The following is a 22,781-nucleotide window of genomic DNA, read 5'->3' as shown; positions in this document are numbered from 1 at the left end:
ACCCGCTAAGTGTTCGTGCCGCCGTCGATGGTAAACTCGGCGCCTGTTACCGAGCGCCCCTCCGGGCCGGCAAGCCAGGCCACCAAGCCGGCCACATCCTCCGCCGAATTGTACCGAGGGATGGCCATGAGCGAACGCTGGGCGTCGGATAGTTCTCCATCGGCGGGATTCATATCGGTATCCGTTGATCCCGGATGCACGATGTTGACGTTGATTTGCCGCGGCCCGAGGTCTCGGGCAACCCCCTTTGTGAAGCCGATTAAAGCCGCTTTGCTCAGCGAATAGAGACTCATCCCCGGCCACGGAACCCGTTTCGCGAGATTGCTGCCGATGGTGACGATGCGCCCGCCGTCGGGCATGTGCGGGATAGCGGCCATCGTGGTTAGCACCGGCCCGCGCACGTTGACCTCTACCGTTCGCTCGAACGCCTCAGGGGTGATCTCCGTAACCTGGCCGAACTCGATGATCCCTGCATTGTTCACCAGAATGTCGATGCCGCCGTAAGCTTTAACAACCGCGGCAACCGCAGCTTCGATGCTTGGCAGGTCGCGGTTGTCGGCTTTCAGCGTTATGCCATCACCGCCGGCGGCGGCGATGGGCGGTTACAACCGCGGCTGCCTGCGCTTCCGCCTGCGCGTAGGTGATAGCGACCTTCGCCCCGTCGGCGGCGAGCCGCCTCGCAATGGCGGCTCCGATGCCGCGGCTACCGCCTGTGACCAAGGCCACCTTATTGCGCAACTGAGTCATGGGATACTCCAATTATGTAATGATCGACACAAAATAGACTGCTTGCAGTCGCGAGCTAAGTCAAGATATTTTTGTAACGCTCAACATATAAAGGTTACTTATGGCTTCTAGAGGACGACCGCGTAGTTTCGATCGGCTCACGGCTTTACGCCGGGCGATGGAGGTGTTTTGGGATAAGGGGTACGAACGAGCGTCAATGGCCGACCTTACCGCCGCCATGGGAATCAATTCTCCCAGCCTTTACGCGGCCTTCGGCAGTAAGGAGGCGCTGTTTAAAGAGGCGGTTGAACTCTACGTCGCCACCGAAGGGAGCGGGATTTGGGACAATGTTAACGCTGCGCCCACTGCACGGCAGGCGGTAGAGGAGGTGTTGCGGAGCTCGGCCATTGCCTTCACGCGCGGGGAGGACGCCCGCGGTTGTCTGGTCGTTTTAGCTGCGCCGCAGGCGCACGGCGCGGCGCCGGCCATAGACGAGGAACTCAAACGGCGCCGGCAGGCCAACATCGATGCGTTGAAGGTGCGGTTCGAGCAGGCGGTCGCGGAGGGCGAACTGCCGCAGGGCTTCGACTGCGCCGCCGTGGCGACCTATATGGTTACCGTCCAGCACGGCATGTCCATCCAAGCCCGCGACGGCGCAACGCGCGAGGTATTACTCGCGGTGGCGGATTGCGCCATGGCCGCCTGGGATAAGTTAACCGAGCGGGGTTAGCCTAGTGGCCGATCGTTTTTCGCTGTGTCGGTAGATTTGCCGGGGCTTCTGCTGTGCGTTCTACACAAAAATAAAATAAAACAAACGCTTATCTAGTATACAAGAGTTTGAGTCTGATTCTGTTAGCGGCTTTTATGGCGAGTTTAGCCTGATTTTGGTGCGTATTTAGGGAGTTGTGCCCCGTGTTGGTGCGTTCTCTCCTCCGGTGGAGGTGTTTCGGGTTTGTTGTAAGATTTTGTATTAATTGAGTTAAGTGGTCTTCTCCAGTGTCTGGCATGGATGTTGCCGAAGAGCATGTATACATGTTTGGCGGCACATGAGGAAAACCCATGCCAACGACTCTCGGCTGGACCATAAAGGACTGGCAGCAAGCATATCGAGACGGCGCTAAGCCCGAGGAGCTGGTCGGCGAACTGCTGGATTGCCTGGACGATGCCGACAGCGCCTGGATCTCCCGCCTAGACAAGCAAATGCTGAACAAAGCTACGGCGGAGCTGGCTAAACGTTTGGCAGCCGTGGGTGGCGATGTCGAGCAGCTGCCTTTGTACGGCATCCCTTTCGCGGTGAAGGACAACATCGATGTCGTGGGCTTTGACACCACTGCCGCTTGCCCGGCCTTCGGTTATCGGCCCGATAAAGACGCCGCGGTTGTCCGCAAGCTCAAGGCGGCCGGCGCCATTCCGATCGGCAAAACCAACCTGGACCAGTTTGCTACCGGCTTGGTAGGTACCCGGTCCCCGTATGGTGCTGTCCCCAACACCTTTAAACCGGAAGTGATTAGCGGCGGCTCCAGTTCCGGCTCTGCGTCGGTGGTGGCGCGCGGCCTTGTGCCGTTTTCGCTGGGTACCGACACGGCAGGCTCCGGTCGGGTGCCGGCGGGGCTGAATAATGTGGTGGGGCTCAAGCCCACCAAAGGCTTGCTCAGCATCGATGGCGTGGTTCCCGCCTGCCGTTCCCTAGACTGCGTCTCGGTCTTCGCCCTAACCGTCAACGACGCAGCCCGAGCGACGGAGATTATGGCCGGTTTTGAGCCGAGCGATGCCTTCTCCCGCAAGCCTCCTGCCTCGCTGCCGCTGGATGCGCCGGCCATTCGCAGAGCCGGCCCCGTGCAACGTATCGCCATTCCCGAGGCCCCCCTTTTCTTTGACGATCGGCAGGCAGAGGCTGCCTGGAATACCGTCATCGGTCAGTGGCGTCAGCTAAATGGTGCGGGTATTGAGCTGGTAGCGCTTGATTTTGGGCCGCTGCTGGAATTGGCGGCTTTGTTGTACGAAGGTCCGTGGGTAGCCGAGCGCCACGCCGCGGTTGAACACTTCATGGCCGCCCACGGCGACGAAATGAATGCGGTGGTGCGGGGCATTATCGGCAATGCTGACAAATTTACCGCCACAGCGACCTTTAAAGCACAGTACCGCAAAGAGGCATTGCTGCGTCAGATCGACGAATTGCTCACCGATGTGGATGCGCTGCTGGTACCCACCGCTCCTATCGCGCCTACCATTGCGGCCGTGAAGGCAGATCCGGTAACCCTGAACAGTCGGCTGGGCACCTACACCAACTTCGTGAACCTGGCGGATTTTTGCGCTTTGGCCATACCGGCCGGATTCCGCGACGACGGCTTGCCCTTTGGGGTGACGCTGATCGGCGGCGCTTGGAAAGACCGCGAGTTGCAAGCCGTGGCCGGACAATGGTTGAACGCTTACCCCACGACGCTTGGTGCAACGGATAAACCGCGCCCTGCGGAAGCGATTGCCTATCGGCAAGCGGTTCCTACGGTGCAAGTGGCGGTTGTCGGTGCGCATTTAAGTGGCATGCCTTTGAATATCCAGCTCACCGAGCGCCGCGCCCGGTTGCTAGAGCAGACCACTACCTCGCCTCGCTACCGACTCTATGCCTTGCCCAACACCACGCCGCCGAAACCCGGCCTAAAGCGGGTAAAGGAGGGCGGCCGGGAAATCGTTCTGGAGGTGTGGGAGATGGCGGCCTCGGAATTCGGTTCTTTTGTGGATTTGATTCCCGCTCCGCTTGGCATCGGCAACGTGGAGTTGGTCGACGGCCGCTGGGTCAACGGTTTTGTCTGCGAAGACTACGGCTTTAACGGCGCCGACGATGTAACCGAGTTCGGCGGCTGGCGTGCCTATATCGCCGATCTGCAATCCGCCAAAGCATAAGGACAGCCCGATCATGTTTAGCAAAGTACTTATTGCCAACCGCGGCGAGATCGCCGTTCGTACCATCCGCACCCTAAAAGCGATGGGGGTGGCCAGTGTGGCTGTGTACTCTTTCGAAGACCGCCACAGCCTGCACGTTACCCGCGCGGACGAAGCCGTAGCCCTGACAGGCAATGGCGCCAGCGAAACCTATTTGGACAAGAGCCAGATTTTGGCGGCAGCCAAGCAGACGGCGCCCAGGCCATTATCCCCGGTTATGGCTTTCTCTCGGAAAACGCCGATTTCGCGGAAACCTGCGAGGCGCAAGGCATCGCCTTTATCGGCCCGACCCCTACGCAGATGCGCGAGTTCGGGCTGAAGCACCGGGCCCGGGAGTTGGCAGAAGCCGCCGGCGTGCCCCTGGCTCCCGGTAGCGGCCTGCTGGATAGCCTGGACGACGCCTTACAAACCGCCGAGCGCCTTGGCTACCCCGTGATGCTGAAAAGCACCGCCGGCGGTGGCGGCATCGGCCTGACCCGCTGTAACAGCGAGCAAGAACTCCGCGAAGCCTTCGAAACCGTGCGCCGGCAAGGCCAGAGTTTCTTTAACGACAGTGGGGTATTTCTGGAGCGATTTATCCCCCGTGCCCGGCATGTCGAAGTACAGATTTTTGGCGATGGCGCGGGCAATGTGGTGGCCCTGGGCGAGCGGGATTGCTCCCTACAGCGCCGAAACCAGAAAGTCGTGGAGGAGACGCCGGCCCCTAATCTGCCGGTCGCCACCCGGCAGAGGATGTTGGCTGCCGCCGTCGCTCTCGGCGAGTCGGTGCAATACCGCTCCGCCGGCACGGTGGAGTATATCTACGACGCCGACCGGGACGAATTCTATTTTCTGGAAGTGAATACCCGCTTGCAGGTGGAGCACCCGGTGACGGAGTGTGTCACCGGCCTCGACCTGATCGAATGGATGCTGCAAATTGCCGCCGGGGAAAGCCCGGACCTTGCCGGTTTCCAGCCTGAGCTGAACGGCGCTTCCATAGAGGTGCGTATCTACGCCGAAGATCCGCTTAAGGACTTTCAGCCTTCCCCCGGCGAGTTGACCGATGTGTATTGGCCGGCAGACGGTGTTCGCATCGATACGTGGGTAGAAAGCGGTAGCGACGTTTCCAGCCATTACGATCCTATGATCGCCAAGCTGATTGTTCACGGCGCCGACCGTGTCGATGCCCTGGCCAAGCTACGCAAGGCGCTTTCGGAAACCCGCTTGATGGGCATCGCTACCAATCTGGATTACCTGCGTCAGGTGGTGGCGCAAAAGAGCTTCGAGGAGGGTATCGTCTCCACTCGTGCCCTGGAGTCCTTCGAGTTTAAGCCCTCGGTGGCGGAAGTGGTCAAACCCGGCACCTATACCACTGTGCAGGATTACCCGGGGCGTGTGGGCTACTGGAACATCGGGGTGCCTCCGAGCGGGCCGATGGACGATTACGCCTTTCGTATTGCAAACCGCATCGTCGGCAACCACAACGACGCGGCCGGCCTGGAAATTACCCTGATCGGCCCGACCCTAAAGTTTCATACGGACGCGGTCGTGGCGCTTACCGGCGCGCCCACCGACGCCGCCCTGGACGGCGAACGCGTGGAATTCTGGCAACCCGTTACAGTAAAGGCCGGCCAGACCCTGGCGGTGGGCAAGGCCGTCGCGGGTTGTCGCACCTATCTAGCGGTGCGGGGCGGTTTCGATGTGCCGGTTTACCTCGGCAGTCGTTCCACCTTTGCTTTGGGGCAGTTCGGCGGTCACGGCGGGCGGCCGCTGCGGCCCGGCGATATGCTGGGCATCAGCCAAACCGGACTACCGGCTTGTACCACACCGGCGCCAACCCACGCTCCCGCCCCGGCGGACCCGAGCCTGATTCCAACCTACCCGGAACATTGGGAAATCGGTGTGCTCTATGGGCCCCACGGTGCGCCGGACTTCTTCACCGAAACCTCCATCGAGAAGTTCTTTCAACAAGACTGGGAGGTGCATTACAACTCCAACCGCTTGGGTATTCGCCTGAACGGTCCGAAACCGGAATTCACCCGGGAGGACGGTGGCGAGGCCGGTCTCCATCCTTCCAACATCCACGACTGCGAATACGCCATCGGCTCCGTCAACTTCACCGGGGACATGCCGGTGATCCTCACCAAGGACGGCCCTAGCCTCGGCGGCTTTGTGTGTCCGGTGACCATCGCTAAGGCGGAACTGTGGAAAGTTGGGCAAGTGAAACCCGGCGATACCATCCGCTTCGTGCCGATCGACTACGCCACTGCGGTGAAGCTGTCCGAGCGGCAGGAGCTGGCCGTCGAGCGCTTGACGGCGACGCCCCCAGTGGAACTCGTGGCGCCCGATCTTGCGCCGCTCAACGGTTTGTCCGCAACGATTCTTGCCCACCTTGAGGAAACCGACGGCCGGCCGGAAGTTACCTACCGCCAGGCGGGCGATCAATACATCCTGTTGGAATACGGCCCCAATGTGTTGGACCTGGGCGTACGGATGCGCATCCATGCCCTGATGGAAGCCATTGCCGATGTGCAACCCAACGGCCTGCAGGAACTCTCGCCTGGGGTGCGTTCGCTGCAACTGCGCTACGACCCCCGCATCCTGACGCAAGAAGCGTTAATGACATACCTGCTGGACTTGGAGGCCAGGTTGCCGCCCACCGAGGAGTTGAAGGTGCGCAGCCGCGTAATCCATTTGCCCATGGCGTTTGAAGATAGCGCCACCCTGGATGCTGTGGAGAAGTACCGCCAGTCGGTGCGGGATAGGGCCCCGTGGCTACCTAACAATGTGGATTTCATGCAACGGATCAACGGCCTGCCCAGCCGCGAAGACGTGCGGGAGGTGCTGTTCTCGGCCCGTTATCTGGTCCTCGGTCTGGGCGATGTCTACCTCGGTGCCCCCTGCGCAGTACCGCTAGATCCGAGGCACCGGCTACTCACGTCCAAATATAACCCGGCACGCACCTACACTGCCGAGGGCACCGTGGGCATCGGTGGCATTTACATGTGCATCTATGGCATGGATTCTCCGGGCGGCTACCAACTGGTGGGTCGCACCCTGCCGATCTGGAATAAGTACCTGAAGAATCCGCAGTTTGCCGAGGGCGCGCCGTGGTTGCTGCGGTTCTTCGACCAAGTGTGTTATTACCCGGTCACCGAGGCTGAGCTGACGGAGCTGCGCGACCAGTTCCGAGCCGGCAAACTCGCTATCAAGATCGAGGAAGAAACCTTCGATCTGAAATCGCACCAGGCTTTTCTCGATGCCAATGCCGAGTCCATCGCCGAGTTTCGCGAAATACAGCAAGCGGCTTACGCCAAAGAAGTGGCCTTGTGGAAGGAAAGCGAAGCGGAGGAGCTTGATCGCCTGGCTAAAGAGCCGCCGAAGCCGGATGTCTCGGATCTGGAGCGTTTCGGGGAGCTGCTAAGCGCGGAGATTGCCGGCAGTATCTGGAAATGTTTGGTGAAGCCGGGGGATACGGTGGCGGAGGGCGATCCGTTGCTGATTATCGAGGCGATGAAAATGGAGTTTGAGGTCAGCGCCACCCTGGCCGGCAAAGTCAGCGCCTTGCACGTGGAGCCGGGTAAATCCGTAACGCCGGGAGAGCCTTTGCTGAGTATTGAGGTCTAGGCGGCCCAGCAAGAGCACGGTCGCCAAGCCTCCAGGGATGGAGGCTTGGTGCGTTCTCTCGCCCCGCAGCCGAACGTTTGGAAGATGCTACCCGTAACGAAAAAGGCCAACGAAGACGATGGCGACCAACACGAAGAGAAAGGAGTCTATAGCCGACAGGGTCTACGAGGCCCTGAAAGACGATATTTTCGAGTTCCGCCTGATCCCCGGCGACAAGTTCAGCGAAAGCGATGTCGGTACGCGCCTGGATGCCAGCCGGACCCCCGTGCGGGAAGCGTTACACCGATTACGGCGGGAAGGTTACGTAGACGTGCTTTTCCGCAGCGGTTGGCAGGTCAAGCCGTTCGATTTCCAACAAGTGGAAGAACTCTACGACCTACGGATCACCCTGGAGCGGGCCGCTATGCACAAAATCTGCGCCCTGGCCGAGGAGCCGCCTATCGTTCGCACCTTAATAGCCATCTGGAACCCCGATCATCCCACCGAGCGGGCCGTAGGAAGCACCGTTCGTGCGCTGGACGAGAGTTTTCACTGCGATCTCGTAGCCGCCGCCGGCAACCGCGAGATGACCCGTATACATCGGGAAGTGACCGACCGCTTGCGAATCGTACGAAGGCTCGATTTCACCCGGCGCGATCGAATAGATGCCACTTACGCAGAACACGCGGAGATACTCGACGCGCTACGGCAGGGGTTGGCTCGCGACGCTGCGGATAAATTGACTCGGCATATTCGAGCCAGCCAAAAGGCGGTTAGGGAAATCACGCTGGAGAAAATCCGCGAGGCCGCTGCGGCCCAGCGGGAGCGCCGTAGCGGTTGATCGGCGCCCTTAACAAACAGCGTTGCCACCAATCCCCGCACGCAATGCGCCGGTTGTTTCGGTCGCGAGGATGAATCCGTAGCGAGTAGATGCCCCCGCCCTGGCCAAGCGTAGACCGGGGCGGAGGCCTGCCATCGGTAAGTTCAGAACGAGTAGTTGGCGTACGCCCAAGCCTTGGTCGTATCGACGCCAAACTCATCGGCGCTGTAGTTGGCGTATTTGGCGCCCACCAGCAGGTCTGGCCGCAGCTGCCAGTTAGCCATCAGGTTAATCTCGTTGCCGTAGGAGGCACTGCCTTCGTCGGCAACATAGTCATGGTATGCCGCGACTAGCGTCACCCCCGGCAACGGACTTCCCGAGATGCTCAAGCTCCGATCCACCAACCCGGTAGCGGGCGTTGTCAGGAAAAGGTCGGCCCAGCCGTTGTGAGCGTGCAGGGTCGCCAGCGGGGTTTGCAATGCGTTAGTGCCATCCCCCTCCAGCACCTCATAGCTGCCTTTCAGTGTGATGCCGGTAGCCGTCACGCCGAGTTCGGCGAGGAGATAATTGAAGTCGATATCGTTGGGGTTGTCGAAGGCATCCTGCTGGTTCGCGTACTCCAGCGCATAGCCCAGAGCGAGGCCGTTCCCCAGGGCGTGGCTGCCGGTGAGGCGGATACCGATCGTCTGCGTCGAGAGCCCCGGCGCGTCGTCCGAGAAATCCAGCCAATAGCCGTAGCCGGTAAGGTCGACGCCGGGCAGTCCGCCGTAGCTGACATTCAATAAGTGGCTGTCCTGATCCTGGCGCGCGCCGGTGATCGTATTGCGCTGCCATAGGTAGGCGTAGGTGACGGTGGTGTCGGCGAGTGCCCGAGTCGTCAGGGAGACGGCATCGAAGGTCTGCTCCTGCTGGCGCCAGCCGACGTTGCCGATCCAGCGCATGTTGTCCAGGGCGATGCGCTGTCGGCCTAGGCGTGCGGTGCTCTCGGGCAGGTCGGCGTACTCTAAGTAGGCACGGTTGAGCACCGTCAGTTCCGGGTCGGCAATCGGCGGCCGGTCGGCGGAGCCATAATTGTCGACCAGCAGTGTTCGGGTATCGCTGAACTCGATCAGCCCGGTCGCGCCGCGGTAGGCGCCGGTGCGATAGCCTAACCGGGTGCGGATGGTCGAGGCCTCGGCATTGTTATCGCGGCCATCCTGATCGACGAACTCGAAGCGGTAGCGTAGGTCTAGGGTTGCATCGCCGCCCGTTATAGCCGCCGTTAAGCTATCCTGCGCGTGGGCGACTCCCGCGCTCAAGGCCAGCGCGCAAACGCTCACTGTGCAGCATTTTATTGCTTTCATTACAGTCTCCACCGTGTCATTGGCCCGGAATGTAATTTCAGAGGTTTCTGAAATCAGTGAACAATAGTCGCGCCTAGGTCTTCCTGCCTGCCTTGATCATCATCAAGCTCTTTGCGTTTATCCTACCGAACCGAAAGCGCTATACGGGTTTAAGCGAGAGAAGGGCGGACAGGTGAAAACTGGCCGCAAGGGGTATAGCTGGTAGAAAAGGTCGGCGTATCACGCTGGCGCCAAACAAGCCTGGGAGACTGTGCTCGGGTGGTGTTGGGTCTGGCGACCCAACATTCCCCTAGGCGGCGCCCCTGTCACACGGTAACCCATGCCCCCCAAGCCCTGTCGCCGCCTACAACCCCACCCCCGCTAAGCTTAGTAATATTCCAGCTTGGTTGCCTTGCCTCCAAACACGCGATGCACGAAAAGGGTGCAGGCCGCGAGAATCGGCAATTGGATCATGGCGCCGATGAAGATCAGCATCAGCGAGCCGGGTGCGGCGGCGGCCTCCCAGATGGTCATTTGGTCCAGCACGATGTAGGGGTAGAAGCTGAACGCTAAACCGTGGAAGGCGAGCACGAAGATCGCTACCGCGCCGGCGAAGGGCAGCCAGGCATAGGCGTCGCGGCGGAACGGCATTTTCCGTAACAGTACCAGCAGCACGCCGACCAGGGTGAAGGTCATGATCGGAATCGGAGCGAGCAAGAATAGGTTCGGCAGGCTGAACCAGACATCGAAGACGTGCTGGCTGAACAGCGGCGTACCCACCGACACGGCAATCAGGCCGATGCCGGTGAGTAACAGGCTCTGGCGCGCCCAGGTGAGGGACTTTTGTTGTAAGCCCCCGTGGGTTTTATAGATTAACCAGGCGGCGCCGATAAAGCGGTAGGCAGCGGCCACGCAGACTGCGGTGCCGGCAGCGAACAGCTCCGCCCGTAGCGAGGACTCCAATCCCATGACGTAACGGCCGAGCATGTAGCCTTGCGCCAGGGCGGCGATCCAGGAGCCGACGGTGAAGGCGAGGTTCCAGCGCCATTTACGCTCAGCCGGTACTTTAACCCGGAAGTCGAAGGCGACTCCGCGCAAGATCAACCCGCCGAGCATGATTGCGACGGGCAGGTAGAGCGCGGTGAGGATCTCGCCTTGGGCCATGGGAAAGGCGACCAGCACAATGCCGACGGCAAGCACCAGCCAGGTTTCGTTAGCGTCCCAGAACGGGCCGATCGATGCGACCATCAGGTCCTTCTCGTGGTCGTCGGGCGTTTGCCCGAGCAGCATGCCGACGCCGAGGTCGAAACCGTCCAAGATCACGTATATCAAGACCGAGACGCCAAGCAGTAGGAGGAAGGCGACCGGTAGCCATTCACTGGTGGCTGGAAAATCCATGGGTTAACTCCTTACGTCTTAGGCCTGCGAGGGGACGGCATTGCCGTCGGCGGCGTCGGTGTCGCGCGTTGTGGCGGCCGGAGCGCCTTTGCGGGCGAGGTGGAAGATGACGCCGATGTAGACGGTTAGCAGTACCGCGTACAGCGTGAGGTACATGGCAAGTGTGGTGCCGATCATTCCCGCGGGTACGGGGCCGGCGGCGTCGGCCGTGGTGAGCACGCCTTGTACTAGCCACGGCTGGCGGCCGATTTCGGTGACGTACCAACCGGCGACGGTGGCAACCCAGCCGGAGAAGGTCATGCCGAGCAGTACTTGTGCCATACGGCGGCTAACGTCGCCGCGGCGCCAGAGCTGCCAGGCCGCCGTCCAGGCGACGATGAGCATGAGCAGGCCGACCCCGACCATGATGCGGAAGCTCCAGAACACGGGCGCGACCGGCGGGTGTTCGCCTTCGAACTCGTTGAGACCGAGGATCTCGCCGTGCGGGTCGTGCTTGAGGATGAGGCTTGCCCCGTAGGGTATGCCGATGGGGAAGCGGTTTTCGCGCGCTTCTTCGTCAGGCAGTGCGAACAGTAGCAAGGGGGCGCCGCGCTGGGTTTCCCAGACGCCCTCGATGGCGGCGACTTTGGCCGGTTGATGTTCCATGGTGTGTAAGCCGTGCAGGTCGCCGACGAAGATCTGCACGGGGATCAGTGCGGCGGCGAGGAAAACGCCGGTCTTAAGGCCGGCGTTAACGCCCTGAGTGCGATCGCCGCGCAGCCAACGATAGGCCGATATGCCGGCGATGAGGAAAGCGGCGGTGAGTCCGGAGGCAATTAGCATGTGCGTGAGACGATAACCCAGCGAAGGGTTGAAGACGATTTCCAGCCAGCTGGTGGGGTGGGCTTGGCCGTCGATCATCTCGAAGCCGACCGGCACGTGCATCCAGGCGCTGAGCACCATGATCCAGAACGCCGATAAGGTCGTGCCGATGGCGACAATCAGCGTGGAGACAGTATGAACGCGGTTGGAAACACGGCCGTAGCCGAACAGCATAATGGCGAGGAAGGTCGCTTCGAAGAAGAAGGCAGAGAGAATCTCGAACGACAGTAGCGGGCCGGCAATGTTGCCGACGGTTTCCATGAAGCCGGGCCAGTTGGTGCCGAACTGGAACGACATGGTGATTCCGCTGACCACGCCCAGCGCGAAGCTCACCGCGAAAATTTTCACCCAGAAGCGGTAGTTCTCCATCCACTTCTCGTCTCCGGTGGCGTTGAAGCGCAGCTTGAAAAACAGCAGCAACCACGCCAGCGCGATGGTGATGGTGGGGAACAGAATGTGAAAAGTGATGTTAGCCGCGAATTGGATACGCGCTAACAAGAGGGCGTCCAGCATATCGACTCCTCGCAGATCCTATCGGCTATTGGGGAGCGCCGCGGCTGCGGCGCTGACGGTGTTTAGTCGTCGGTGGCGTTATCGTTGCCGTTTTCTTCGCGGCGCCATTTGCCGCTGGCGATGTTCGTCACTTTGTTCTTCATCTCCAGCAGGCGGGAGACTTTGGCGCCGAGACTGAGTAGCTGCTGCAAGCTGTCGTTGTCGAGACGGAAGACGTCGTCCGACCAGCGGGTGACGAGCTCGATGAGGTCGTGCATCTCGCGCATCTTTGCTTGGGCGTGGCGTTCTTCGGCGGTGGTGGGCGACTCCATCAATACATCGCGCAGCATAGACAGGGTGGGGTCGATCTCCCGTTTGCGTCGTTCCTCGGCCAGCGTGCGCAGGATTTTCCAGATGTCGTCGGGGGCTTCGAAGTACTCGCGGCGGTCATCCGGCAGGTGGCGGCGGTGGACGAGACGCCAAGCGTCTAACTCCTTCAAACCCATGCTAACGTTAGAACGAGAGACGCCCAGGGTGGCCGTGATCTCTTCGGCGTTGAGGGGGCGGTCGGAGAGGAAGAGCAGGGCGTAGATCTGACCAACCGTGCGGTTGATACCCCAGCGGCTGCCCATTTCCCCAAAGTGCAGTACGAAGGCTTGCTTTAGCGGCGGGAGTTCCATCGAACCACCTCTGTCATTGATTTCAGTCAAGACAGAAAGTACAGAAAATTTGGTATGTGCGCAATATTGAAGTTCATTAGCATGCTATGAATTATTGTAAAAGGGCGTTTTACCGTTTCATTATGTGAAATTAGGTTTCATTATATTGACGCGCAGCAGGTCAAGTGCGATCTTGTATGCGCGCCGGCGACGGGCTGGATATCGTCCATTGGCCACGTCTGGATGCACTGAATCGGCTCTCCGTGGTTGCCTGATGCTGAGTTTTGGAAAGGGGTATGTGCCGGCGCTGCTGCGCTGGCAATATATTCAGACGACCGGTCGGTTAGTTGCCTTCAATCGAGCTAGCAGGCGGCCTTTAAGTCGAACGAAAACCGAGGAGAAGAAAGAGGCTCATGTTCGATCGTCACTATAAGGTTTGGCCGGAATACGCTCCCCGGAGCCTGACGGTGCCGGAGACCAGCGTCTACACCAACCTCCAGATTACTGCGCTCCGCTATCCGAGTAAGGATGCCATCGTCTATTACGACTCGACGATGACTTACGGTGAGCTGCATAGCGAGGTCGAGGCGCTGGCAGGTTACTTACAGCATCTGGGGGTCGCTCGGGGCGAGCGTGTGCTGCTTTATATGCAGAACTCGCCACAGTATGTGATCGCCTATTACGCGATTCTGCGCGCCGATGCGGTGGTGGTGCCGGTTAATCCGATGAACCGGACGGCCGAGCTTGAGCACTATCTGAAGGACACGGGGGCTACGGTCTGCATTTGCGGGCAGGAGTTATTCCCGCAATTGTCGCCGCTGGTCGGTAGCGAGGCGTTAAAGCACGCCATCGTGACGGCGTACAGCGAGTATGTGCGCAAAGAGACCGATCTCAACTTGCCGGCCGAAGTAGCCATGCCGGCGAAGTCGATTACGCAGGCAGGCGTACACGCCTGGACCGATTGTTTGGCAGCCGGCCATCGGCCGGGGCCGCATTTGGCCGAGCCGGAAGATTATGCGGTATTCCCCTATAGCTCGGGAACGACGGGCGCGCCTAAAGGTTGTGCTCACACCCACCGCTCGGTGATGGCGCCGATTGTGGCCGGCTTGGTGTGGTTGCCGAGTACTTCGGAATCGGTGACCTTAGCGACCTTGCCGTTTTTCCATGTGACGGGTATGCAGACGTCCATGAACTCGGCGATTTACAACGGTGGCCTGATGGTGCTGATGACGCGTTGGGATCGTCGTGTCGCGGCCGAGTTGATCCAGCGCTATAAAGTCACCAGCTGGCGTAATATCGTTACTATGGCGATCGATTTGCTGGCCGACCCCGACATTGCGAACTACGACCTCAGCAGTTTGAACAGTATCAGCGGCGGCGGTGCGGCTATGCCGGAGGCAATCGGTGCCAAGCTCAAGCAATTGACGGGGCTCGACTACATCGAGGGTTATGGCTTGTCGGAGACGATGGCGTCGACCTTAATTAATCCTCGGGATAAGCCCAAGCCGCAATGTCTGGGTGTGCCCATCCCCAACGTCGATACGCGAGTGGTGGACCTGGATACGCTCAAGGAGCTTGAGCCTGGCGAGACCGGCGAGATCATCATCAGCGGGCCGGGTGTGTTCAAAGGCTACTGGAACCGTCCGGAAGAAACCGAAGCGGCTTTCGTTCAATTCGACGGTAAGCGCTTTTTCCGTACCGGCGACCTCGGTTATTACGACGAGGATGGCTATTTCTTCCTGGTCGATCGCGTGAAGCGGATGGTGAATGTGTCCGGCTACAAGGTGTGGCCGTCGGAAGTGGAGTCGTTGATGTATCGCCACCCCTCCATTCAAGAGGTGTGTGTGATCTCCAGCCCGCATCCGCGGCGCGGCGAGACGGTGAAGGCCTGTGTCGTTCTGCGGGCGGATGAGCGGGAGAACGTGTCCGAGCAGGATATCGTCGACTGGTGTAAGTCGGAAATGGCGGCCTACAAGGTGCCGGAGATCGTGGAGATCGTCGACGAGCTGCCGAAATCGCCCACCGGAAAGTTGATGTGGCGTGCTTTGCAGGAGCAGGAGTGGGCGGCTAAGAAGTAGTCGCTCAGGCTCCTTGTCCGCTTGCGCGCAGAACCGTCGTTTGGCTATGGGTGCCAGGCGGCGGTTTTTTGTTGCTGCGTTCTCCGGCCCGCCGAACCGGCAAGGCGAAAGGCGATCGACCACTAGTTGCTGTGGGCCTGCGGTTCGCGGGAGCGAAGAAAGGTTTCTGTGTCGTCGGCCGGTGCCGGTCGAGCGATGAGAAAACCTTGGATCTCATCCACGCCGAGCGCGCGCAGATAGGCGAGTTGATCCGGCGTTTCTACGCCTTCGGCGACGGTGCGTACTTTCAGCCCCTGCGCGAGGGCGACAATGGCGCGAATGATCGCACAATCGTCGGGGTCGGCAGGAATACCTTCTATGAACGAGCGGTCGATCTTTAAGTAATCGAGCGGGAAGCGCTTGAGATAGTTCATTGAAGAATAGCCGGTGCCGAAGTCGTCGACAGCGAGACTTACGCCTAAGTTTTTTAATGCTCGCAGCAGGGTGATAATGGCTTCCGGATCGGCCGCCATCATGGTTTCGGTGATTTCCAGTTCTAACAGTTCCGGGGGCAGGGCGGAAGCTTCTAAGGCTTGGCACACATCGTCGACGATATCGGCATGGCGTAGCTGCTCGACCGATAGATTGATACTGATCCGAACCGGTAAGCTATGATCGTTCCAATACGCGCCTTGGCGACAGGCTTCATGTAATACCCAGCGACCGATATCGCCAATTAAGCCGGTATCTTCGGCGAGCGGTATGAACTCGCCGGGAGACACCCAGCCTAGTTCCGGCGATTGCCAGCGAATCAGAGCCTCAACCGCGAGTTGGTCGGAGCCGTCGGCAAGCCGAGGTTGATAGAAGAGGGTGAATTCGCCACGTTCGCGGGCACCGCGCAGATGCCCGATCATATCGATGTGGCTTCGGGCTTCCTGCGTTAGCTCGGCGGAGAAGAACTTTAGCCCTTGCCGGCCTGACTGTTTGGCCTGCGCCATGGCCGCTTGTGCGGCCTGCAGCAAGTCGTCGGCTTGGGCGCCGTCGTCAGGGTAGTGGGCAACCCCGACCCCGGCGGTTAGGAACAAGGGGCGGCCGTCGATTTCATAGGGTTCGGCAAGTATCGATTGCAGCTGCATGGCAAAATGCGAGGCCTGTTCCTCGGCATCTTCCAGCGCTTCGGTAAGTACGGCGAATTCGTCGTTACCTAGCCGAGCTAAGTGCTCTACTCCGACCAAGGTTAGCAGGCGTTTGCCGACTTGTTGGAGAATCTGGTCGCCGGCATCGTCCCCTAGCGAGCTGTTGATCGATTTGAAACGATCCAGGCCGATGCAGTAGATCCAGAGGTTGCTCGGGTTGCCGGTGTCCAGGCGGTGACTGAGCACGAAGCGGAACTGATCCCGGTTGCTCAGGCCGGTGAGTGGGTCATGCTTGGACAGAAAAGCCAGTTTCGCTTGGGCCTGTTTGTAGTGGCTGATGTCGCTGAAGACGATGATGTAGCGCGCTTCGGAGATCAGCGGGTCGTGATAGGTGGATAGGCTGACCAAGGCGGGGAAGGAGGCTTGGTCTTTGCGTCGGCACCACAGCTCGCCGCGCCAGTATTGGTTGCCTTTGCGTGCACGCAAGACTTCTCTTAGGGTTTCGCGATCGGTATAGGTGGTATCGAGCAAATGCCGCCAAGATTTCGGACTCAGTTCGTCAAGACCGAAGCCGGTGGTGCGGCTGAATGCGGGATTAACGCGCAGTATGGTGCCGTTACCGTCGGTGACCAGCACGGCTTCTTGCAGATTGGCGAGGGTATTGGCTGCTTGCTGGAGGGCCTCTTGGGTGCGACGACGGCCGGAGATATCGGTTGTTACCGTAAGGATGAAGGAGGGTTGGCCGTCCGGCGTGCGAATCAGAGATCGTCGTACCCAGCACCAGGCGTAGCGACCGCTCCGGCGTAGGAGGCGTTTTCGATCGAATAGTGATTGATTTCGCCACGGCGAAGTTGCTCCAGCTCCGGCAGTTCGCGCTCCCAATCCAGCGGGTGGGTGACTTCTTCCGGCCCGTGTTGCTCTAGGGCATCGATGTCTAGTGGGGTTAGGGCGAGTTGGGCCCGGTTGACCCAGGTATAGCGAAGGTCCAGTGTCATGTGGGAGATGCCTACCGGCGCATCGTCGAACGTTACTTGAAAGCGTTTGCGCTCGCTTTCGAGGAACGCTAGTTGCTGATCGCGCTTGCGTAAGGCATTGCGGGATAAGAAGAACACCATCATCCCGGTAACGATGACAAAGCTGCCGCCCTTTAGGTTCTGCGCTTTCGTCATGAGTGCCGGGTCGTCGATGAAATACGCTAACGCCCAATCCGAAGCGAAAATCCAGACGAGCGCTATCGCGAGAAACGCTGCTGCCAAGCGGAACGCTGTACCGTTGTAGTGCTTATAGTTTGTTTGTTCTGTTATTTTTTTCCCATGCGTTGGGTTTCCCCCCTTTTGCTAGGCCGTCGTGCCTACTGGCATGGCGACTGGCCCCCTACGAATGGGTCACGTCACTCGTGTCTGCGTCGGCGAGTTACTTCGATTAAGCCGGCCCGAGTAGCCCTCTTGTGCCTTTGGTAGGTGGGCAGCTTAATTGGTAGCGCCGGTTGTTCAAGGGGGCTTCCCCCTCCTGTCGTTATAAGAGAATCGTTTAGTGGAACACTGATTTATTCCTCGCGGCCCTTTCGGGCGGGCCTGAGGCGCACCGTGCCGGTGTTGTCGCTTTTGCCTAGGACGACACGGCCGTTACCGGCGAGCAATGCCTTGCCACGACACGCCTCAGGTCTCGCAGAGATCCTAAGGAATAAATTAGTGTCTCCTTTAAGGCTAGCACTAAATAGCGGCAAGTGTTTTGCGGCATTTTGTGTTTTTGTCGCGTGATTTTCTTAAAGATAAAAAACGAACTTATGCGCCACTTTTGTCACGTAACCCGGATGCCGCTGCGTCCCTCTGTTTCGCTGTGAAATAAGGCTTCTTCCGTGCGCCAAAGTAAGGATGACGCCGAGTCGCCTTCTCGATGGGCCGTGACGCCGCCGGTGACGGTAAGGCGTAGGGTTTTGTTGCGGAGGGTTACCGGCGTTCGCGCTATACGGCGGCGCACGCGTTCGGCCACTTCCTTAGCCAATCCTAGCGGGGTATTAATAAGTAGAATGCCGAATTCGGCCTCTTCCAGACGCGCTAGGATATCGCTATGCCGAAGTTGTTGCCGGATCAGGCGTGCAACTTCCTGTAAGCAGCTATTAACTGTCTCCTCGCCGTAGGCCTCGCGAAAGGCTTCGAAGTGTTCGACCTCCAGTAGTAGGAGCGATACGGGCTCCTTGTAGCGTTCCTGGCGTTTGATCTCCGCATCCAGCACACTCATGAAGTGGCGTTGGTTATGGACGCCGGTGAGCGGATCTAGAACCCGGGCAGCCTCCAGGTCGTTTTGCAACGATTTGTAACCTGAGACATCGCGTATCAGGCAACTAAGGCGAGGTGCTCGGGTGTCGGTAGTGGGAGGCAAGGGCGTAAGTTGCAGCTCGAACCAGCGCTCCGGCTTGGTATCGTCCGCAGGGCGACGGTAGGAGAGGGTTTGCGTCGCGCCGTCGATCAGTGCAGCCCTGAGGGCGGCGGAGCCCTCGGCTACGGTCTCTCGCGGCAATAGTTGATCAAGGCGCTGCCCCTGTGGGGAGCGAGTAAAAGGATCTACCTCGGCGTTGCTTTTGCCGACCTGTTCAACAAAGCGTCCATCGCTGTCGAGAATCCAGATCGAAAGCGACAAGGCGGCAGTGATGTTGTTTAGCAGCGCTTCTTGCGCGGGTGCGTTGGCGGACGTTCTCATAGCATTATTTGTGATGAGGCCATACAGTGCGCAAAAAAGGTTCGTTGTGCTTTGGTGGGATTGTGTTTATGGGCTCGCTATTGCCTGTCGTGGTATATAGCGTCCTGTTTCGCCCTCCTGGGCAGGCCCCCGCCAAACCGAAATGAACCAAAAAAAGAGGCCCGGTGAATACAGGGCCTCCTTCCGTTTTGTCGCTTAGGCGTTCGCGGGCCTGAGTCGTAGGCTTTTAGCCGCCGAGCTTCGCTTTCAGCTCGCGCCGCCGTGCGTGTAGGACTGGCTCGGTGTAGCCGCTCGGTTGCTCGCGCCCTTTGAATACTAAGTCGCAGGCAGCCTGGAAGGCTACGCTGTCGCCAAAGTTCGGCGCCATCGGCCGGTACAGCGGGTCGGCTTCGTTCTGGCGGTCCACCACTTCGGCCATCCGCTTCATGGTTGCCATGACTTGCTCTTCCGAGCAGATACCGTGGTACAGCCAATTGGCGATGTGCTGGCTGGAGATACGCAGCGTGGCGCGGTCTTCCATCAGGCCGACGTCGTTAATGTCGGGCACCTTGGAGCAGCCCACGCCTTGGTCGATCCAGCGTACTACGTAGCCGAGAATGCCCTGGGCGTTGTTGTCCAGCTCCTGTTGGATTTCCTCAGCCGAGGGGCGCTCGTCGCCCAGCAGCGGAATGGTGAGGATGTCGTCCAGGCTGGCGCGTTCGCGGCTAGCGAGCTCGTCTTGGCGTGCCTGTACATTGATTTGATGATAGTGCATAGCATGCAGCGTCGCGGCCGTCGGCGACGGTACCCAGGCACAGTTAGCACCGGCCAGCGGGTGCCCCTGCTTGGTTTCCATCATCTGCTTCATTTCGTCCGGCTTCGGCCACATGCCTTTGCCAATCTGAGCGCGGCCCTTGAAGCCGGCGCGCAGGCCGATGTCGACGTTCCAGTTCTCGTAGGCCTGAATCCAGGGCTGACCCTTCATCGCTTCTTTGCGAATCATCGGGCCGGCTTCCATGGAGGTGTGGATTTCGTCGCCGGTGCGGTCGAGGAAGCCGGTATTGATGAAAATCACACGATCTTTCGCAACCCGGATACACTCTTTGAGGTTGACCGTGGTGCGGCGCTCTTCGTCCATGATGCCGATCTTGAGCGTGTTGCGCGTAAGCCCCAGCGCGTCTTCCACCCGCGAGAAGAGCTCGCAGGCGAAGGCGACTTCTTCCGGGCCGTGCATCTTCGGCTTAACGATGTAGACGCTGCCCTTGCGGCTGTTGCGAATCGGGGCGTTGGCGTCTTTCTGTAGGTCGTGCATCGCGATCAGCACGGTGACCATGCCGTCGAGAATGCCTTCCGGGATTTCTTCGCCGTTAACCAGCACGGCCGGATTGGTCATCAGGTGGCCAACGTTGCGGACCAGCAGTAGGCTGCGGCCGGGCAGGCGGACCTGACCGCCATCGGCGCCGGTGTACTCGCGATCGGCATTAAGATTACGCGAGACGGTACGGCCGCCTTTATCGAAGCTGGCCGCCAGGTCGCCCTTCATCAGGCCGAGCCAGTTGCGATACACCAGCGCTTTGTCTTCGGCATCGACGGCGGCGACGGAGTCTTCGCAGTCTTGAATAGCGGTGACGGCGGATTCGAGCAAGACGTCTTTAACGCCGGCAGCGTGATCCTGGCCGATCGGGCTGGATTTGTCGATCTGGATTTCCAGGTGCAGGTTGTTGTTGCGCAGCAGGATGCCGACCGGGGCGTCGGCAGAGCCGCTGTAACCTGCAAACTGGGCGGGATCTTTGGGTCCCGTCTCGGAGCCGTCGTTTAGGCTGACGACGAGCTTGCCGTCGCGTACGGCGTAGGCGGTGGCGTCTTTATGCGAGCCTTGCGCTAAGGGAGCGGACTCATCGAGCAGCTTGGCAGCGTACTCGACGACTTTCGCCCCGCGTACAGGGTTGTAGCCGGGGCCTTTCGCGGCGCCGTCGGTTTCCGGAATGACATCGGTTCCGTAGAGCGCGTCGTACAAGCTGCCCCAGCGGGCGTTCGCGGCGTTGAGGGCATACCGAGCGTTCATAACCGGCACGACCAATTGCGGGCCGGCGATGGTGGAGATTTCCGGATCGACGTTTTCCGTCGTGATCTGGAAATCCTCGCCTTCCGGTAGCAAATAACCGATGTCGGTCAGGAATTGCTTATAAGCGGCTGCATCGTGCGGTTGACCTTTGCGCTCCCGGTGCCAGGCATCGATCGTGGCCTGGATTTCGTCACGCTTCTGAAGTAGGGCCTTATTTTTCGGTCCGAGGTCGTTGACGATAGCTTCTAGGGATGCCCAGAACGCATCCGGTTCGATCCCTGTGCCGGGTGCCGCCTCCTGAGCAACCAAGTCGTACAGGTTTTTCGCAACCTGTAGGCCACCAACCTGAACACGTTCTGTCATGTCTGACTGCCTCTCTGACTGCAATACTTCAATTGTTAAAACAAAGCGTTGGGTCGCTTACCGCAAAACGGGAGCCCCTCGCCGCGGCCGCGAAAGCCTGCCATGGTACCCGAAGTAGACCGAACGGTCATACCCTTCGATGTTTTATTCGACTATGCGGGCTATGAGATTATCTTTTTATCGGCTTATCAACGGCGGCCATAGATACTTTATCGCGATGGCGTTACAAGACAAGAATAAGCGCGGGCCCAAAAGGGTGGCCTGCCGGAGACGACAACAGACATCATTGTAGTTGAGGATCGAGATTAATGGATGCCGAGTGGAATCTAGTGACTTTACAAGATGCGTTGGCGGCGTTGGCGGAAACGATCGATGAGATCGAGGACGCGCCGGACGAGGCCGCGACGTTAATGGAAGCGTTAATGCCTACTGTCTATGCGAAATTAAATTATGCCTGGAACACGCGCCAGGTCGGGCCGTCGGCGATCGATACTACCGATCACAACGAGCTGGTTGCGTGGCCGCGCGATCTGAAACTTTAAGCGCCGGCGGCCTTCAGGTGCGGTGTCTGTGCGGCGTCGTCAGCTTGGCTGCGGTTTGCTATCAACAGCAGCGAGGGGCTAATAACCAATCGCCCTTTGCTCACTGAATGGACAAGGCGCGCGGCTGTGTGCAGTAACGGTTGTACGACTTCTTTGCCGCCGGGCTTTGTCAGCGGGCGCGAGGGGAGTCGTTGTATCGCCTGGAATCCGATTAGGTGCAGCTGCTGCGCGAGAAAATGGGGTGGAAAGATAAACAGGTGCTCGGGGTTAAAGAGCGGAATGCGATCTCGCGTATCGATTTTGTGCGGCGCTAAACGACGGCTTAGTCGTTGCCAAAGTTTGATGGGAAGGAGCTTATTGGGAATTCGGATAATCAGCGTTCCGCCGGGGGCGACTAAGGACGGCAGTAAGCGCCACAGCGCTTGGACATCGGCTTCATAATAGATAACGTCGCTCATGACGACGACGTCGAACGTCTGGACGACGTCGTCGAGCGAGCTTAAGCCGCCGCAGATCGTCTCAAAGCCGAAGTGCGCGGCGGCACTGGCACAGGCGTCGTTAGATAAGTCATTTACGGTAATTTGCAAATCTGGGCGCTGTCGTTGTACGACCGCCATGAGGTGTCCCTTCGCACCGCCCACGTCCAAAATGCGGCCTTTCAAGGGCGCTGCCGAACTCACCAAATCCGCAATCTGGCGAAAGATCTGCCGCCGTTGATGGAGGAAGTAGGCTTCGTCTTTGTAATTGAGTTCGAAGTGCTGGTCGATGATTTCATTGGGAAAGCGCGTGTCGCTGTAGAGTAGAAAGCAGTTGCCGCACTGATTTAATTTCACTAAATGGCTGAAGTAGACGTATTGCCCGATTTTGTGTTGGTGGCGCGAACCGCAATGCGGACACTGCGTTAGCTTCTTGGCCGGCACTGGGCGAATGCCGTGGGTACGGGCATAGCCTAACCAGGCTTGCGGGGGGTGGAAGCCCTGTTGGGTGAGCGTTTGCAGTAGGTGGTAATCGTTCTGACTCATGACCCCTCCCGGGCAATCGCTGTCGCGGCCGAAGCGAAGTAAACCTCTGCTTATATGGGGCTTTGCCTTGAATAAGAAAACACTGATGCAGATGAGGGCAGCACACCGTTTCCT

The 22,781-nt window shown here is 59.4% G+C and carries 16 protein-coding genes and 1 pseudogene; 6 read left to right on the top strand and 11 right to left on the bottom strand.

All coding sequences use genetic code 11. The annotated features are described in order from the left end of the window. Window positions 1-5: 5 nt before the first annotated feature. Together CAI21_RS02960 and CAI21_RS23605 are read right to left on the bottom strand one after the other, a co-directional pair. Window positions 6-536: an SDR family oxidoreductase gene (locus tag CAI21_RS02960; protein WP_258867973.1), complete on the bottom strand. Its 531-nt coding sequence runs from the start codon at window positions 534-536 to the stop codon at window positions 6-8. Between the two features lie 40 nt (window positions 537-576). After that, a complete protein-coding gene (locus tag CAI21_RS23605; protein WP_220347736.1) occupies window positions 577-747 on the bottom strand; it encodes an SDR family NAD(P)-dependent oxidoreductase in 171 nt (56 codons plus the stop codon). Between the two features lie 100 nt (window positions 748-847). Here CAI21_RS23605 and CAI21_RS02955 point away from each other — a divergent pair, with 100 nt between their 5' ends. The 4 genes and pseudogenes from CAI21_RS02955 to CAI21_RS02940 all read left to right on the top strand — a co-directional run bounded on the left by CAI21_RS02955 (window position 848) and on the right by CAI21_RS02940 (window position 8,092). Further along, window positions 848-1,456 (top strand): TetR/AcrR family transcriptional regulator, encoded by a 609-nt coding sequence (locus CAI21_RS02955; protein ID WP_116300920.1) that lies wholly within the window; start codon window positions 848-850, stop codon window positions 1,454-1,456. 329 nt (window positions 1,457-1,785) lie between these two features. Then, complete coding sequence (gene atzF / locus CAI21_RS02950; protein WP_116300919.1) at window positions 1,786-3,627, top strand: allophanate hydrolase; 1,842 nt, start codon at window positions 1,786-1,788, stop codon at window positions 3,625-3,627. A gap of 13 nt (window positions 3,628-3,640) precedes the next feature. Next, window positions 3,641-7,272, top strand: a pseudogene (uca, locus tag CAI21_RS02945) (urea carboxylase). 118 nt (window positions 7,273-7,390) lie between these two features. Then, complete coding sequence (locus CAI21_RS02940; RefSeq protein WP_116300918.1) at window positions 7,391-8,092, top strand: GntR family transcriptional regulator; 702 nt, start codon at window positions 7,391-7,393, stop codon at window positions 8,090-8,092. 143 nt (window positions 8,093-8,235) lie between these two features. On the opposite strand, the gene CAI21_RS02935 is transcribed toward CAI21_RS02940, so the two are convergent. From CAI21_RS02935 to CAI21_RS02920, 4 genes are all read right to left on the bottom strand, one after another. Then, entirely contained in the window at window positions 8,236-9,414 is a 1,179-nt protein-coding gene (locus CAI21_RS02935; RefSeq protein WP_116300917.1) for an alginate export family protein, read from the bottom strand. A gap of 366 nt (window positions 9,415-9,780) precedes the next feature. Next, the gene (locus CAI21_RS02930) at window positions 9,781-10,791 is read right to left on the bottom strand and encodes a cytochrome d ubiquinol oxidase subunit II (protein WP_116300916.1); all 1,011 of its coding nucleotides are present in this window, start codon (window positions 10,789-10,791) and stop codon (window positions 9,781-9,783) included. Window positions 10,792-10,809: 18 nt separating this feature from the next. Then, window positions 10,810-12,165, bottom strand: coding sequence for a cytochrome ubiquinol oxidase subunit I (locus CAI21_RS02925; protein ID WP_116300915.1), 1,356 nt, complete (start codon window positions 12,163-12,165; stop codon window positions 10,810-10,812). 62 nt (window positions 12,166-12,227) lie between these two features. Continuing rightward, window positions 12,228-12,824 carry a GbsR/MarR family transcriptional regulator gene (locus tag CAI21_RS02920; RefSeq protein WP_116300914.1) on the bottom strand — a complete coding sequence of 199 codons (597 nt, stop codon included), beginning with the start codon at window positions 12,822-12,824 and terminating at the stop codon, window positions 12,228-12,230. Between the two features lie 392 nt (window positions 12,825-13,216). Between CAI21_RS02920 and CAI21_RS02915 the strand changes: the two genes are divergently transcribed. Continuing rightward, window positions 13,217-14,881: a long-chain fatty acid--CoA ligase gene (locus CAI21_RS02915; RefSeq protein ID WP_116300913.1), complete on the top strand. Its 1,665-nt coding sequence runs from the start codon at window positions 13,217-13,219 to the stop codon at window positions 14,879-14,881. A gap of 122 nt (window positions 14,882-15,003) precedes the next feature. Here the strand turns inward: CAI21_RS02915 and CAI21_RS02910 are convergent, their stop codons facing one another. From CAI21_RS02910 to CAI21_RS02900, 4 genes are all read right to left on the bottom strand, one after another. Further along, window positions 15,004-16,644, bottom strand: coding sequence for a putative bifunctional diguanylate cyclase/phosphodiesterase (locus CAI21_RS02910; protein WP_258868896.1), 1,641 nt, complete (start codon window positions 16,642-16,644; stop codon window positions 15,004-15,006). Between the two features lie 110 nt (window positions 16,645-16,754). Next, window positions 16,755-17,252 carry a diguanylate cyclase family protein gene (locus CAI21_RS22845; RefSeq protein ID WP_147305022.1) on the bottom strand — a complete coding sequence of 166 codons (498 nt, stop codon included), beginning with the start codon at window positions 17,250-17,252 and terminating at the stop codon, window positions 16,755-16,757. Between the two features lie 544 nt (window positions 17,253-17,796). Beyond that, complete coding sequence (locus CAI21_RS02905; protein WP_116300911.1) at window positions 17,797-18,696, bottom strand: sensor domain-containing diguanylate cyclase; 900 nt, start codon at window positions 18,694-18,696, stop codon at window positions 17,797-17,799. A gap of 226 nt (window positions 18,697-18,922) precedes the next feature. Continuing rightward, entirely contained in the window at window positions 18,923-21,103 is a 2,181-nt protein-coding gene (locus CAI21_RS02900; RefSeq protein ID WP_116300910.1) for a malate synthase G, read from the bottom strand. Window positions 21,104-21,411: 308 nt separating this feature from the next. Between CAI21_RS02900 and CAI21_RS02895 the strand changes: the two genes are divergently transcribed. Then, window positions 21,412-21,645: a hypothetical protein gene (locus CAI21_RS02895; protein ID WP_116300909.1), complete on the top strand. Its 234-nt coding sequence runs from the start codon at window positions 21,412-21,414 to the stop codon at window positions 21,643-21,645. Here the strand turns inward: CAI21_RS02895 and CAI21_RS02890 are convergent. Beyond that, window positions 21,642-22,667 carry a class I SAM-dependent methyltransferase gene (locus CAI21_RS02890; RefSeq protein WP_116300908.1) on the bottom strand — a complete coding sequence of 342 codons (1,026 nt, stop codon included), beginning with the start codon at window positions 22,665-22,667 and terminating at the stop codon, window positions 21,642-21,644. The genes CAI21_RS02895 and CAI21_RS02890 overlap by 4 nt on opposite strands. Window positions 22,668-22,781: the final 114 nt, after the last annotated feature.

Source organism: Alkalilimnicola ehrlichii (genome assembly GCF_003399765.1).
Lineage (GTDB): Bacteria > Pseudomonadota > Gammaproteobacteria > Nitrococcales > AK92 > AK92.
The sequence above is the reverse complement of the archived record's forward strand: the minus strand, read 5'-3'. Positions and strand labels throughout refer to the sequence as shown.